This window comes from Paraburkholderia sp. USG1 (assembly GCF_031570135.1).
GTDB lineage: Bacteria > Pseudomonadota > Gammaproteobacteria > Burkholderiales > Burkholderiaceae > Paraburkholderia > Paraburkholderia dioscoreae.
On sequence record NZ_JAMWXW010000006.1, the window covers coordinates 280266 to 295227 of the forward strand.

Annotated in this window: 13 protein-coding genes; 8 read left to right on the forward strand and 5 right to left on the reverse strand. The window is 63.2% G+C overall.

Translation table 11 applies throughout. From position 1 onward, the window contains the following. The first annotated feature begins 110 nt into the window (after positions 1-110). A complete protein-coding gene (locus NE850_RS10865) occupies positions 111-1673 on the forward strand; it encodes a DEAD/DEAH box helicase (protein ID WP_310698729.1) in 1563 nt (520 codons plus the stop codon). A gap of 231 nt (positions 1674-1904) precedes the next feature. On the opposite strand, the gene NE850_RS10870 is transcribed toward NE850_RS10865, so the two are convergent. From NE850_RS10870 to ggt, 4 genes are all read right to left on the reverse strand, one after another. Further along, positions 1905-2429, reverse strand: a complete 525-nt coding sequence (locus tag NE850_RS10870; RefSeq protein WP_310698730.1) for a hypothetical protein — start codon at positions 2427-2429, stop codon at positions 1905-1907. Between the two features lie 140 nt (positions 2430-2569). Beyond that, the gene (locus NE850_RS10875) at positions 2570-3397 is read right to left on the reverse strand and encodes a ferritin-like domain-containing protein (RefSeq protein WP_007180466.1); all 828 of its coding nucleotides are present in this window, start codon (positions 3395-3397) and stop codon (positions 2570-2572) included. Positions 3398-3744: 347 nt separating this feature from the next. Beyond that, entirely contained in the window at positions 3745-5109 is a 1365-nt protein-coding gene (locus NE850_RS10880) for an MFS transporter (RefSeq protein ID WP_007180465.1), read from the reverse strand. A gap of 201 nt (positions 5110-5310) precedes the next feature. Next, entirely contained in the window at positions 5311-6948 is a 1638-nt protein-coding gene (gene ggt / locus NE850_RS10885; RefSeq protein WP_310698731.1) for a gamma-glutamyltransferase, read from the reverse strand. Positions 6949-7305: 357 nt separating this feature from the next. Here ggt and NE850_RS10890 point away from each other — a divergent pair, with 357 nt between their 5' ends. The 3 genes from NE850_RS10890 to NE850_RS10900 all read left to right on the forward strand — a co-directional run bounded on the left by NE850_RS10890 (position 7306) and on the right by NE850_RS10900 (position 9431). Continuing rightward, entirely contained in the window at positions 7306-8085 is a 780-nt protein-coding gene (locus NE850_RS10890; RefSeq protein WP_007180463.1) for a DeoR/GlpR family DNA-binding transcription regulator, read from the forward strand. Between the two features lie 303 nt (positions 8086-8388). Then, positions 8389-8586 carry a hypothetical protein gene (locus NE850_RS10895; RefSeq protein ID WP_007180462.1) on the forward strand — a complete coding sequence of 66 codons (198 nt, stop codon included), beginning with the start codon at positions 8389-8391 and terminating at the stop codon, positions 8584-8586. Between the two features lie 218 nt (positions 8587-8804). Beyond that, on the forward strand, positions 8805-9431 hold the full coding sequence (locus tag NE850_RS10900) for a TetR/AcrR family transcriptional regulator (RefSeq protein ID WP_007180461.1): 627 nt from the start codon (positions 8805-8807) through the stop codon (positions 9429-9431). Positions 9432-9500: 69 nt separating this feature from the next. On the opposite strand, the gene NE850_RS10905 is transcribed toward NE850_RS10900, so the two are convergent. Next, a complete protein-coding gene (locus NE850_RS10905) occupies positions 9501-9875 on the reverse strand; it encodes a hypothetical protein (protein WP_007180460.1) in 375 nt (124 codons plus the stop codon). 200 nt (positions 9876-10075) lie between these two features. Between NE850_RS10905 and glpD the strand changes: the two genes are divergently transcribed. The 4 genes from glpD to NE850_RS10925 all read left to right on the forward strand — a co-directional run bounded on the left by glpD (position 10076) and on the right by NE850_RS10925 (position 14939). Then, positions 10076-11605, forward strand: a complete 1530-nt coding sequence (gene glpD, locus NE850_RS10910) for a glycerol-3-phosphate dehydrogenase (RefSeq protein WP_007180459.1) — start codon at positions 10076-10078, stop codon at positions 11603-11605. A gap of 174 nt (positions 11606-11779) precedes the next feature. Then, complete coding sequence (gene glpK, locus NE850_RS10915; protein ID WP_007180458.1) at positions 11780-13279, forward strand: glycerol kinase GlpK; 1500 nt, start codon at positions 11780-11782, stop codon at positions 13277-13279. 85 nt (positions 13280-13364) lie between these two features. Beyond that, complete coding sequence (locus NE850_RS10920; protein ID WP_007180457.1) at positions 13365-14078, forward strand: MIP/aquaporin family protein; 714 nt, start codon at positions 13365-13367, stop codon at positions 14076-14078. 174 nt (positions 14079-14252) lie between these two features. Then, positions 14253-14939 (forward strand): HAD family phosphatase, encoded by a 687-nt coding sequence (locus tag NE850_RS10925; protein WP_007180456.1) that lies wholly within the window; start codon positions 14253-14255, stop codon positions 14937-14939. The last annotated feature ends 23 nt before the right edge of the window (positions 14940-14962 follow it).

A 14962-nucleotide genomic window follows, 5' to 3' on the forward strand; every position in this document is an offset into this window, starting at 1 on the left:
CCGGAAGTGGGCTTGGGCCTCGAACACGCCATGCGGGCGTGTTCATGCCGCTTTTATGCCTGCCTTGGCCCATTTGTGCCGTTCGCGAAACTGCATTGCAAAGAGCTTTTATGTCTTTTGATTCTCTCGGCTTGTCCGAACCGTTGGTCCGCGCTGTACACGAACTTGGCTACACCACACCGACTCCGATCCAGACGCAAGCGATTCCCGCTGTGCTCAACGGCGGCGACCTGCTGGCCGGTGCGCAAACCGGCACCGGCAAGACCGCCGGCTTCACGTTGCCGATCCTGCAACGTCTGAACTCCTCACCCGCCGTTGCAAACGGCTCGGGCAAGCGCGCCGTGCGCGCGCTGATCCTCACGCCCACGCGTGAACTGGCCGCGCAGGTGGAAGAAAGCGTGCGCGCTTACGGCAAGTATCTGAAGCTGAAGTCGACCGTGATGTTTGGCGGCGTCGGCATCAATCCGCAGATCGGCGCACTGCGCAGCGGCGTGGATATCGTCGTCGCGACGCCGGGTCGTTTGCTCGACCACATGCAGCAGAAGACCATCGACCTGTCGCATCTCGAGATTCTCGTGCTCGACGAAGCCGACCGTATGCTCGACATGGGCTTCATCCACGACATCAAGCGGGTGCTCGCCAAGCTGCCGCCGAAGCGTCAGAACCTGCTGTTCTCGGCCACCTTCTCCGACGAGATCAAGACGCTCGCCGACAACCTGCTCGACTCGCCCGCGCTGATCGAAGTCGCGCGCCGCAATACGACGGCGGAATCGGTCGCGCAGAAGATTCACCCGGTGGATCGTGACAAGAAGCGCGAATTGCTCACGCATCTGATCAAGCAGCACAACTGGTTCCAGGTGCTGGTGTTCACGCGCACCAAGCATGGGGCCAATCGTCTTGCCGAGCAGTTGACCAAGGACGGCATCAACTCCCTGGCGATTCACGGCAACAAGAGCCAGTCGGCACGCACACGGGCGCTTGCCGAGTTCAAGGACGGCACGCTGCAGGTACTGGTCGCGACCGACATCGCCGCGCGCGGCATCGATATCGATCAATTGCCGCACGTGGTCAACTACGATCTGCCGAATGTGCCGGAAGACTACGTGCACCGCATCGGCCGCACGGGCCGCGCAGGCGCGACGGGCGAAGCAGTCTCGCTGGTATGCGTCGACGAACTGCAACTGCTGAAGGACATTGAGAAGCTGATCAAGCGTCCGGTGCCGCAGGAAGTGGTCGTCGGTTTCGAACCGGACCCGACCGCGAAGCCGGAGCCGATCCTGCGTCGCGGTCAGGGTGGTGGTGGCGGCGGTGGCCGCTCGCCGCGTCAGGGTCAAGGCGCACCGAAGCGTGACGATGCAAGGCGCGACGGAGCCGGTTCCGCGAAACCGGCGCAGCGGTCGGGTCAGCGCCCGGCGAACGGTCAACAGCAGCCGAAGCCGCAGGGTGCGAAGCCGGCCGGCAACGGCGGTCAGCCGCGTCGTGACGGCCAGCGTCATGACGACCGGCCGCGTGCCGTCGCGCATGAAGGCAGCGCTGCGCAGCATGCGCCGCGCAAGCCGCAGGCTGCGAAGCCGCAAGGCGGCAATCCGGGTGCGTTGCTGGGTGGCACTAAGCCGCGCAACGACGCGCCGCGCGGTGGCCAGCCCACGCGCAGTGGTCAGCGCGGGCGTTGAGGTTCTGCGTTGAGGTTCTGCGTTGAGGTTCTGCGTTGAGGTTCTGCGTTGAGGTTCTGCGCTGAGCCTTTGCGCTGAGCCTTTGCGCTGAGCCTTTGCGTTGAGCCTTTCCGCTGGGCCTTTGCGTTGAGGTTCCGTGTTGGGGCTCCGCTTCGAACCTTTGCGTTAAGCCTCTGCACTTAGATCCCAAGCGGCCGCCTTCCCCGGCCGCTGCCCTCACGCGAAGAAGGACTACCGGCCGGCCGCAGCCGCGGCTTGCTTCAGGTGCTCGATCTGTTGTTCCCATCGATCGAGCACCGCCTTTCCCTCCCCTTCCAGTTCGAACGTAATGCCGCTAGTCAGGCGCGCATAACGGACGTTTTGCGCCTCCGCGGTGTCGATCGAACCGTGCAGATAGACGAGCCCGCTGGCGTCGCCGGCAACGCTCGCCAGCGGCGTCATCAGCAGTTGCACCTGATAGAACGCTTCGTCGCAGACAAAGGTAAGCGCCGCCCGTCCGCTTTGCGCTATGGCGCGCGTCGCCCTCGCTTGCGGCCACAACGCGATGCATAGCGTGCGCGAATCCGGCGCATACAACTCGCCGACGCCGAGCAGCGACGTGCGCACATGGCCATTCGCATCGACGCTCAGCAACGACGCCGTAAAACCCGTCTTGCTCGCAAGCGACGAACCGTCGAACAAAACGCGCACGGCATCGGGCCATTCATCGAACACGTTGTGTTCGAGCGGACGTTCGGGGGCAGGAGTATCGCTCATCGTCTCGATCCGGTTAGAGGTGGACAAGTCTGGTCAACAAGTCCGGGGGAACAAGCCCGCATCATGCACCGGGAAGCAAATGGCCCGCATGAGCGGGCCATTTGCAACGCCGTACATCGACGCCGGACATCGACCGTGAATCAGCGGAAGAACACGTGCTGCGTAATCTTGGCGAGCGGGTAATGCACACCCGGCTGGATCCTCGCCGGCAGATCGAGCGGCTTGAGCAGCATCTTCACACACATGTCGGCCGACAGATTGCGCCGCACCAACGCATTGATACGTGCCGCGCGCTCGCGGTTATAGGCCGAGTCGTGCACGCGCTCCGGATAACGAACCGCGAAGACGTGCCGCAAGGCGATCTCGGAGTCCTCGTTCTTGATCTCTATGACGCGGCGCATCAGCGCGCCCAGCACAGCAAGCCGGCCGTTGCCTTCGATCTTGTTGTACTTCTTGAAGTACTTGAAAAAGTGCTTGTAGTGACGGACTTCGTCGGTGCGGATGTTGTCGGTGATCTGCTTGAGCACCGGCTCGTCCGAGCATTCGCCGATCGCGCGATACAGCGTTGCCGTACCGGTTTCCACCACGCAGCGCGCGACCATCTCGAGCGCGCGGGTCTTTTCGAAATCCTCCACTGAACAGGTCAGCGAGTACTCTTCCATGAAATTGCGAAACGCCGTGTCCCAGTCGAACTCGGGCCACACGTAAGCGATATACGTCTTGAGCGCGCGGCCGTGCTGCAGTTCTTCGGGCTCCCACTCCTGGTTGAGCCAGGCCGAGACTTCGGGATCGCCGTTGAAAAACGTGCTCAGGTTGCTGGTGTACAGATCGGAGCCGCTTTCGATAAACGAAGACGCGCACAGCAGCAGCAGCAAGTCTTCGTTAGCGACGGCCTTTTGCCGATCGATGCGGGTGAGGTCGATATCCTCGATCCGCCAGGGCATGACATGGTTCAGCTCAGTGTGCATCGTGTCTTGCTCCGAAAGCTGTATCGACTCGTGGAGCGTGCTCGAAACAGCCCGCTCTCGCCCGAACGGTCTGCCGTGTCAGATACAGCGCCTTGAATTAGAGTTAACCCCTTGTATCTTGCATCTTAGCCGGTGTTTCACAACTCTGCAGATAACCCAGCACAGACCATGCCGGTCCGCCGCAGTTCCAATTCCTCGATAGTCGAAACATTCAGTCGGACAAAATAGCGGCGTCAAGGCACAAAAAAAGCCAGCTCGAAGAGCTGGCTCAAGTCTGCAACGATGCCTCGCCGATCATGTCAGGCAGGCCCGTCGGCGCCTCGGTTCGGCGCCGGCCGCCTTGCCGGTCAGGCGGGCTGAACGCCCTGCATCAGACGCATGCGGCGCATACGCCAGGCTACGACGACGAGCGAGAGGCCCGACAGCACCGCGGCAATCAGCACGTAGTAACTTGGCGCAAGTTTGTCGCCGGTCAAATGAATGAACGTTTCGACAATCGTGGGCGCAAAGCCACCGAAGATCGTCACGCCAATGCTGTAACCGATTGAAAGACCCGTCGAGCGCACTTGGGTAGGAAAGATCTCCGACATCAACGCGGGCATGGGCCCGGAATAGGCCGCCTTGAAAATTCCTGCGGTGCCCTGCAACAGCAGCAGCCAGCCGATGGTCGGATGAGTCTGCAGCAGTGCGAACATCGGATAGATCAGCCCGCCCATCAGGATCGACGTGGTCAGCATGATGCGAATCCGGCCGATCCGATCGGACCATGCGCCCATGACTGGCGAAAGCAGGAATTGCAGGCCGCCGTTGAGCACCACCACGCCGAACGATGCCGCCGCCGGCATGTGCAACTGCTTGACCGCATACATCGGCATGTAGAGTTGCAGCACATACACACCGACCGTGGATTGCGCGACGATACCAACGGCGAGCAGCAGGTTGACCCACTGGCTGGCGAACGAGGCGTCCTTCTCGCCGCTCGCCTCCGTGCGCGCACCGCCAGCCTCACGCGCCTCGCGCAGCGCGAGGAATTCGGGTGTCTCGTCGAGATGCGAACGGATGTAATAGCCCACCGGGCCGACCAGCAAGCCGAACACGAACGGCATGCGCCAACCCCAGTCGTTCAGTTGCGCGGGCGGTAGCCACGCGGTCAGCAGCGAGCCGAACGCGGCCGCCGTGATCGCGGCGAGACCCTGGCTCGCGAACTGCCAGCTGGCGTAGTAGCCGCGGCGCGACGCGCTATGTTCGACCATGAAGGCCGTCGCGCTGCCGAACTCGCCGCCCACCGCGAAGCCTTGCACGAGCCGCGCGAGCAGAATCAGGATCGGCGCCGCCATGCCGATGGTTGCATATGGCGGCATCACCGCCATCGTGAAGGTGCCGACCATCATGAGCGCGATGGCGAGCGTCAGCGCCGCCTTGCGGCCTTTGCGGTCGCCGTAGATACCCAGTACGACCGCGCCCAGCGGCCGCATCAGGAACGAAATGCCGAAGGTGGCAATGGCGAGCAGCGTGGAGAGCCACTCGTCCTGCATCGGGAAAAACTCTTTGGCGATGATGGTCGCGAAGTATCCGTAGACCAGAAAGTCGAACCACTCGAGCGCATTGCCGACCGACGATGAAAACACGATCCGCCGTACCATCGCTTTGGAAAGCGGCGCAGTCGGGGAATGCGCGGAAGTGGTCGCCGACGGCGACGCGGGGGTCTGCATGATATCTCCTGCCTGTCTGATGCTGATGCCCGATACCGGGTGTGCCAGAAGCGCCGCTGGCGTCCGGTGTAGCTGATTCGCGCGATACCTTGCCGCGGCAGTCGATCAATCGCGCCGCCGCGAGCGATGCACGAAGCCTCGCGTGCGTGCGCGGCGAAGCGCCGCCTCAACGGGCGGCCGTTTCGCTGATGGATGCCTTTTCTAGAACCCGGCGGCCAACCCGTCGCGGCGGCTGTCGCTCGCCGCCACATAGCCGCGCTCCGGATCGTTGCGATCGAGCTTCCAGATGTACTGGCCGGAGCCGAAGTCCATGTACGGATCGTCGACCGACTTGATGGTGTGGCCGAGCTTCTGCAAGGCCTCGGCGGTCTTCGGATCGAGCGTCGATTCGATGTCGATCGTGAAGTCGCGATTGACCTTCCAGCGCGGCGCGTCGCACGCGGCCTGCGGCTGCTGACCGTAGTCGAGCATCCGCACGATGGATTGCAGATGACCTTGCGGCTGCATGTCGCCGCCCATCACGCCGAAGCTCATCACCGCTTCCTGCTGCCCGTTCACCTGCTGCGTGAGGAACGACGGGATGATCGTGTGGAACGGCCGTTTGCCGCCTTCCACCACGTTCGGCGACTTCGGATCCATCGAGAAACCGCAGCCGCGATTCTGCATGGCGATGCCGCTATCCGGCACCACGATGCCCGAGCCGAAGCCCATGTAGTTCGACTGGATGAAGCTGACCATCATGCCGCGCTCGTCCGCCACCGACATGTAGATGGTGCCGCCGGCCTTCGGCATGCCGAAGTTGAAGTGCGTGGCGCGCTTGTGATCGATCAGTTTCGCGCGCGAGGTGAGGTATGCGTCGTCGAGCATCTGCTCGGGCGTGACGTCCATCGAACGCGGATCGGCAACGTAGCGGTAGACGTCGGCGAACGCCAGCTTCATCGCTTCGATCTGCAAGTGCTGCGACTCGACGTTGTCGACCGCCAGCTCCTTCACGTCGAATTTTTCGAGGATGCCCAGCGCGATCAGCGCCGCAATTCCCTGCCCGTTCGGCGGAATCTCGTGCACCGTGTAGCCGCGATAGTCCTTGCTGATCGGCTCGACCCAATCCGCGCGGTAGTTGCGCAGATCGTCGGCGGTCAGCGCGCCGCCGCCTTCGCGCGAAAATGCGGCGATCCGTTCGGCGATTTCACCCTCGTAGTACGCGCGCGGGCCCTGCTCGGCGAGCTTGCGCAGCGTCTTCGCATGGCCGGGAAAGCGCACCAGCTCACTCACTTCCGGCGCGCGGCCGCGCGGCATGAAAGTTTGGGCGAAGCCCGGCAGGTCCTTCAGTTCCGGCACGGCTGCCGCCCACTTGTAGGCGACGATGCTCGCCACCGCATGCCCGCGCTCGGCGATTTCGATGGCCGGCTCCATCAGGTCGGCGAACGGCAGCGTGCCGAATTTCTGATGCAGCGCCTCCCAGCCGGCGATCACGCCCGGCACCGTCACCGCGTCCCAGCCGCGCTTGGGCTGCTTCGCGAGACCGTTTTCCTCGCCGTATTTGCGCTTGAAGTAGTCGACGTTCCACGCCGCCGGCGACACACCCGAGGCGTTCAGGCCATGCAGCTTCTTGCCGTCCCACACCAGCGCGAAGGCGTCGCCGCCAAGCCCGCACGATACCGGCTCGACCACCGTGATGGCGGCGGCGGCCGCGATCGCCGCATCGACGGCATTGCCGCCTTTCCACAGCATGCGCAGCCCGGCTTGCGCGGCGAGCGGATGCGAAGTCGAAACGATGTTGCGCGCGAACACAGGCAGACGCGGTGTCGGGTAAGGGTTTTGCCAGTTGAAGCCAGTCATGTCGAACACTCTAGAAAGCGCGGCCCGGCTTGCGGAACGCGGAACCAATGGAAACGGGGCGAATGGGGTAGATGGAGTGAAGCACAAGTCAACGCGGAATTCGGGATTGCATCGTGATCCGGCCCAAAAAACAAATTCATTTATCAAATGAATAAATGCGCAAAACGCCTGAATGGATCGTGCCGCCGTCGTGTTGCATCTCATGCATGTCGCACGACTTGGCAGACAGTGCGCGCGATGGTCTTACAATACGCTCACCCCGTTCGCTCACCCCGTTCGCGCATCACCCGCCCACCGGTCGAGCCCTGGCGCGCCGGCGGCGGGCAGCGCCGACAAAAATCCCACGAACCGAGACACATGACCCGAGACCCCCGCCTGACTCTCAATGCCCGGCAACAGGAACTGCTGGAGTGGGTGCAACGCGACGGCTTCGTGACCGTGGACGACCTCGCGGCGCACTTCGACGTGACGCCGCAGACGATCCGCCGCGACGTCAACTGGCTCGCCGACATGAATCTGCTGCGCCGTTATCACGGCGGCGCCAGTCTTCCGACCAGTTCCGAAAACGTCTCCTACACTGCGCGTCAGCGCATGTTCCACGAAGAAAAGCGGCGCATTGCGGCGCTAGTGGCCACTCACATTCCCGATCAGGCCTCGCTCTTCATCAACCTCGGCACCACCACGGAGGAAGTGGCTCGCGCGCTCAATCGCCACCGCGGGCTGCGCGTGATCACCAACAATCTGAACGTCGCCAGCATGATGAGCGGCTATCCGGATTGCGAGGTGCTGGTGACGGGCGGCATCGTGCGGCCGTGGGACAAAGGGATTGTCGGCGAACTGGCGATCGATTTCATCCGCCAGTTCAAGGTGGACTTTGCGATCGTCGGCACGTCGAGCATCGAAACGGACGGCACGCTGCGCGACTTCGACACGCGCGAAGTTCGCGTGGCCGAAGCGATCATCCAGCACGCGCGCACCGTTTTCCTCGCCGCCGACAACTCGAAATTCGGCCGCCCCGCGCTGGTTCGCCAAGGCCATCTCGATCAGATCGACGCCCTGTTCACGGACATGGCGCCGCCCGCCGCGATGACCGAAACGCTCGCCGCCGCCAACTGCCAAGTATATGTGGCCGAGTGAGGCCAGGCATTCTCCGCCATGCTGCAGCGCACGAAAAACTTCGAGTGAAATCAAGGAACTGACGGCGGCTCCCAACCGCCGCTGAGGCGCCCAATTGTCAAAGGGAAAATTTACTGGGGCCGATTTGGTGTTTAACGTGCGGTTGACTACACTCCAGTTCCCCGGCGTTCGTTGCGCGTTCCGCGTAGCGCCGGTTGCGTGAAACTGTCGTGAGCCGTACCTCCCGCCTGATCCTTTGCGGACTCACTGGCTTGAGCCAGTCGCCGGCAAGGCCGTCCGCGTTTGCCTGACATGGAGAGAACGATGCTGAGTCCGCATGAATTCGCTACGTTGTTGCTCGTCAAGGACGCTCCCAATCAGGTCGACATGGAGCGAGAAGAACTCGACGCCCTGCTGGAACGTCAGTTGGTGGAACTGGAACGGCTCGCGTCAGGCAACGAACAATGGCGCGTGACTGAAACCGGCGACAGCGCATTGCGGGCCATCAAGCGTCTTTCCTAGTTTTCCCGGTTTCACCGCGTCTCTCCGTTGAACGGGCAGTTTATGTCCCAAAAGGGGAGAGGCGCGCAGCACACGGCGCTTTGATCGCGCGGTTGTGCTGCGTTGAGACCGCCCAAATATTCTTCGCGTGAAAAGCAGGACGCCACCTAGCGTCCTGCTTTATTGTGCCCGCCTCATTTACGCAGTAAATTGACGCGACGGACTTTCTGCCTTCGCGCATGCCCAAAACGCTCTCCCCCGACGACATTCGCCAATTCCGCGAAGCCATGCGGCATGTGGCCGAGAATGCGTTCGCCACGCGCGGCGCCGAGGGCGTGACGATGCGCGAACTGGCAAAAGAACTGCGGTGTAGTGCCATGACGCCCTATCGCTACTTCCGCGACAAGGACGAGATTCTCGCGATGGTCCGCTCAGCCGCATTCAATCGTTTCGCGGCACGCCTCGAAGCGGCAGCGGAGGCCGCCACGGAAACGGATCATTCCGTGGTGAGCGAAGCCTACGTCGCTTTCGCACTCGACGAACCGCACGCCTACCGTTTGATGTTCGACCTGACCCAGCGGGACAGCGTCTACCCGGAACTCGCCGCGGCGTCACAGCGCGCGTGGCGCATGCTCGGCGCGCATTTCGAGCGGCTCGTCGCGGCGGGCATTCTGGAAGGCGATCCACGGCTGATCGGCTACGCGTATTGGGCCAGTCTGCACGGCTTCACCATGCTGGCGCTGGCCGATCAGTTGCCGTTGCCGCAGGCGCAACAACCCGACGCCCTCAATACGCCGACGCGCGAAGCCGTATTCGCGCAAATTCGCCGCATGCTGTGGCGCGGCGCGCAGCCGCAGCGCGGCTAGCGCCGGCTACGCGCAACGCCGTTCAGCCAACGGCGGCGCTCGGCAAGACAGCAGGCGCACGCGCCAGGCTCAGCCGTTACGCAAGGTCGGATCCACAGCCGCGCGCCAGCTCAACGCCCTGGCGCGCTGGTCGGTGAAGAACGTCACCCACTGATTACGGATTTGCGGATCGGTGCTCGCGCCCTGGCTCGTGTAACGCTGCGCGATCGACGTCTGGAATGCACAGAAATCGTCCTTCGACAACTTGCCGTGCCGGTTCGCCACATACGCGTCGAACATGGCCGCGTAGACGCCTTGGGCGTCGTTGCCATAGTCGACTGTCTGGGCGCTGCACATCTGTTGCAACGACACGAACGACGGTGCGCCCCTCGTTCCGCTCAGGCTCGGCGAGCTGACGCACCCCGCGAGAAGCGCTGCGGCGCCGATCATCAAAAGTCCACGCATGAATTCACCTCGAAATGGCTGCTGCCGAGAGTATCGTCCGTGGCTGCGCGTTGCGCCACTACCCGGACGACCGTTAGAGGGTCAGCCAGGCAATCCGAACTTTACTTTTTCGAATATGTTCATTAAAGTTCGCAAACGAACACTATCGGTTCGATAGATTTTCCAAACGGCTTTCCAGATCGACGTAGGGGACACAGCAGGTGACGCAAGGCTCAAGATACGATTTGCTCGTGGTGGGCGGCGGGATCAACGGCGCCGGCATCGCTCGCGACGCGGCGGGCCGCGGCCTGTCGGTTCTGCTGTGCGAACAGGACGATCTGGCGGCGCATACGTCGTCGGCCAGTACCAAGCTGATTCACGGCGGGCTGCGCTATCTGGAATACCGCGAGTTCGGGCTGGTGCGCAAAGCCCTGCAGGAGCGCGAAACGCTGTTGCGCGCCGCGCCGCACATCATGTGGCCGCTGCGCTTCGTGATGCCGCACATGCCCGACCTGCGCCCGGCCTGGCTGATCCGCGCCGGTCTGTTCCTGTACGACCATCTGGCCAAACGCGAACTGCTGCCCGGCTCGCGCGGCATCGTGATGCGCAACCATCCGGCGGGCGCGCCGCTCGTCGATTCGATCAAGCGCGGCTTTGTGTACTCGGACGGCTGGGTCAACGACGCGCGGCTGGTCGTGCTGAACGCGCTGGATGCCGAGGAGCGCGGCGCGAAAATTCTCACCCGCACGAAACTGTTGAGCGCCGTGCGCGCCGGCGGCGAATGGCGCGCGCAACTCAAACGCGCCGACGGCACGATTCTGGACGTGCGCGCCGCCTCGATTGCGAATGCCGCGGGGCCGTGGGTCGGCGAACTGCTGCAAGGCGCGCTCGGCCGCGCGGCGTCGCACAGCGTGCGGCTCGTGAAAGGCAGCCACATCGTCACGCGGCGTCTGTTCGAACACGACCACGCGTACATCTTCCAGAATCCGGACAAGCGGATCATCTTCGCGATTCCGTACGAACACGATTACACGCTGATCGGCACAACGGATCTCGAATATCGCGGCGACCCGTCGCAAGTGGCGATAAACGCCGAAGAAACGCAATACCTGTGCGACTCGATCAACCGCTATTTCAAGCAGAAGATCTCGCCGGCCGACGTGCGCTGGACCTATTCGGGCGTACGCCCGCTGCTCGAAGAAGAAGGCGCGGACAACCCGTCCGCGGTCACGCGCGATTATTCGCTTGAACTCGACGCGCCCGCCGGTGAAGCGCCTCTGCTGTCGGTGTTCGGCGGCAAGATCACCACCTTCCGCAAACTGGCGGAAGAAGCCGTCGACCAACTCGCGCATGCGCTGCATCACGACGCATCGTCATGGACAGCCGGCGCGCCATTGCCCGGCGGCGATATGCCCGGCGCCAACTTCGAGCGCTTTCTCGGCGAATTCAGGCAGCAGCATGCATGGTTGCCGGCCGACCTCGCGCACCGCCTCGCCCGCGCCTACGGCACACGCGTCAAGCATGTGATCGGCAATGCGCGTTCCGTGGCCGAGCTCGGCCGCGCCTTCGCGCCCGGTCTTTACGAAGCGGAACTGACTTACCTGCGCGATACCGAATGGGCGCGCAGCGCACAAGACGTGTTGTGGCGCCGATCGAAACTCGGCTTGCACGTCGAACCGGGCACGCTCGATTCGATCACACGCGATATCGACGCATGGTTCGCCCGCGAACCCGCGCGACAGAGCGCATAGTCAGACATCGGCACGCGGCGCGCGCTGCATTTGAACGAACCGGATTGCTTCACCCCTCGGCTGGAACAAGCCGGGACGCATCACCACAAACTGTTGCAGCCCGCTTAAAACAACAAGCCGTTCCCGTCGCCGGCTACCCCGCTGGCGATTCATGAAACGCATGGAGAAGAGACAATGCAGGATCAGTACATTCTCGCGCTTGACCAAGGCACCACCAGCTCGCGCGCGATGCTGTTCGATCGGCTCGGCAATATCATGTCGACCGCCCAGAAGGAATTCCAGCAAATCTACCCGCGCCCGGGCTGGGTCGAACACGATCCGCAGGAAATCTGGTCGACCCAGGCCGGCGTCGCCGCCGAGGCCGTGACGCGCGCCGGCATGAACGGCACCTCGATCGCCGCGATCGGCATCACCAACCAGCGCGAAACCACCATCGTGTGGGATCGCGAAACCGGCCATCCTGTCTATAACGCGATCGTCTGGCAGGATCGCCGCACCGCGGACTTCTGCGACCTGCTCAAAGAGCAGGGGCTCGAAGAAAAAGTTCGCGCAAAAACCGGCCTGCCGATCGACTCGTATTTCTCGGCCACCAAGATCCGCTGGATTCTCGACAACGTCGAGGGCGCGCGCGAAAAAGCCAAACAGGGCCGTCTTGCGTTCGGCACCGTCGATAGCTGGCTGGTGTGGAATTTCACCAAGGGCGGCCTGCACATCACCGACGTCACCAACGCGTCGCGCACGATGCTGTTCAACATCCACTCGCTGAAGTGGGACGACGAACTGCTCGAAGCGCTCGACATTCCACGCAGCATGCTGCCGGAAGTGCGTGCTTCGTCGGAAACGTACGGGCCGACCAAGACCACCGTGTTCGCTTCGAAGATTCCGCTCGCGGGGATCGCCGGCGATCAGCACGCCGCGCTCTTCGGCCAGATGTGCACGGAGTCGGGCATGGTGAAGAACACCTACGGCACGGGCTGCTTCCTCGTGATGAACACCGGCGACAAGCCGATCGAATCGAAGAACAATCTCGTCACCACGATTGCCTGGCAGATCGGCGACCAGATCAATTACGCGCTGGAAGGCAGCATCTTCATTGGCGGCGCGGTAGTGCAATGGCTGCGCGACGGCCTCGGCATCATCAAGAACGCCGCTGAAATCGAAACGCTGGCGCGCAGCGTGCCGCATTGCGACGGCGTGTATCTGGTGCCGGCCTTCGCCGGCCTTGGCGCACCGCACTGGAATGCGCGCGCTCGCGGCACGCTGTTCGGCGTGACGCGCGGCACGTCGTCGGCGCATATCGCACGCGCCGCGCTCGACTCGATCGCCTATCAATCGCTCGACGTGTTGAAGGCGATGGAAGCCGACTCCGGCATTCGCATCGGCGAATTGCGAGTGGACGGCGGCGCCTGCGCGAACAATCTGCTGATGCAATTCCAGGCGGACATTCTCGGCGTCGACGCCGTGCGCCCCAAGGTGTCGGAAACGACCGCGTTGGGCGCCGCTTATCTGGCCGGTCTCGCGGTGGGTTACTGGAAAGATGTCGACGAGCTGCAAAGCCAGTGGAAACTCGACCGCCGCTTCACGCCCGCCCTGCCGCACGCCGAGGTCAAGGCATGCCTCGACGGCTGGAAGCGTGCGATCCGCGCCGCGAAGGCCTGGGCCGATACGCCCTGAGCGCGTTTTTCCAGCACGCCTGTCTCGACATAAGAAGCCGCTTATCCCGCGGCTTCCCCGACAACTATAGTTCGGATAACCAACGATGCATCCTTACATTGCGGAATTCATCGGCACGGCGCTCGTGGTGCTGCTCGGCGACGGCGCCGTTGCCAACGTGCTGCTTGCGCGGACCAAAGGCAAAGGCGCGGATCTGATCGTGATCGTGATGGGTTGGGCGATGGCCGTGTTCATCGCCGTCTACGTCACCGCGTCCTTCAGCGGCGCGCACCTGAATCCTGTCGTGACCGTCAGCCTCGCGCTGGCCGGCAAGTTCGCGTGGGCCAAAGTGCCGGGCTATGTGGCCGCGCAGATGCTCGGCGGCATGGCCGGCGCGCTGCTCGTGTGGGTCGCCTATCGCCAGCACTTCGCGAAAGAAGGCGATGCCGACGTAAAGCTCGGCGTGTTCTGCACCGCGCCGGCGATTCGCAGCGTGCCGCATAACCTGCTCACCGAAATGATCGCCACCTTCGTGTTGATTCTCGGCGTGCTGTATCTGGCTTCGCCGCAAGTCGGCCTCGGCGCGCTCGACGCGCTGCCGGTCGGCCTGCTGGTGCTCGGCATCGGCATCTCGCTCGGCGGCCCGACCGGCTACGCGATGAGTCCCGCACGCGACCTGTCGCCGCGTTTGATGCACGCGCTGCTGCCGATTCCGGGCAAGCGCGATAGCGACTGGCACTATGCGTGGATTCCGGTTTGCGGTCCGCTGCTGGGCGGTGCGGCGGCAGCGTGTCTGTATTTGTACCTGCACGTGCATTGATCCGGGCGCGCGCTTAAGACCCGCCTCAGGGGCATGTCAAGGACGCGCCCGAGGCGCGACGGAAAGCGGCGGCGCCGCGCGGGCGGCGCCAAAGCACGTATCATGACGCTTTCACTCTGTGCGCATGCGCTTGCAATCGCCTTGCCCCATGCGCTTCGCTTTCCGTTTCCAGGCATGATCGACCACCTCATCTGTGACTGCGACGGCGTGCTCGTCGACAGCGAAATCATCGCTGACCGCGTAATGCTCGAAACGCTGAGCGCCACGTTCCCCGGCCTCGAATTCGAACCCATCGTCAAAACGGCCTTTGGCCAGCAAACGTCGCGCTTTCTCGAAGGCATCGAGAGGTCGTTCGATATCACGCTGCCCGCCAATTTTTTCGACACTATCGAACACAACGTCGAGCTCGCGCTCGCGGCTTCGCTCAGCCCGATCAACGGCGTGCGCGACGCGTTGCAACGAGTCGCCTTGCCGGCCGCCGTCGTCTCGAACAGCCGCATGACGCGCGTGAATGCATCGGTGCGGCGCGCGGGTCTGCAGCAGATTTTCGGCGAACGCATTTTCAGCGCGGAACAGGTGGCCCGCCCGAAGCCTTATCCCGACGTGTATCTGTTCGCCGCGAAGACGCTGGGCGTGGAGCCGTCACGATGCGTCGTGGTGGAAGACAGCGTGGCGGGTTTGAATGCAGCGCGGGCGGCGGGTATGAAAACGATCGCTTTCGTCGGCGCGAGCCATATTCCCGATGGCTACGCGGACGCGCTGCGCAAGATGGGCATGACGCGCATCATGCAGCATATGGATGAATTGCCCGCGCTGGTCGAAGCGGGCATGCGCGGCGAATTCGGTGACGTGCAGTCGTAGCCGTTCGCGGCGATAAGAAAGCC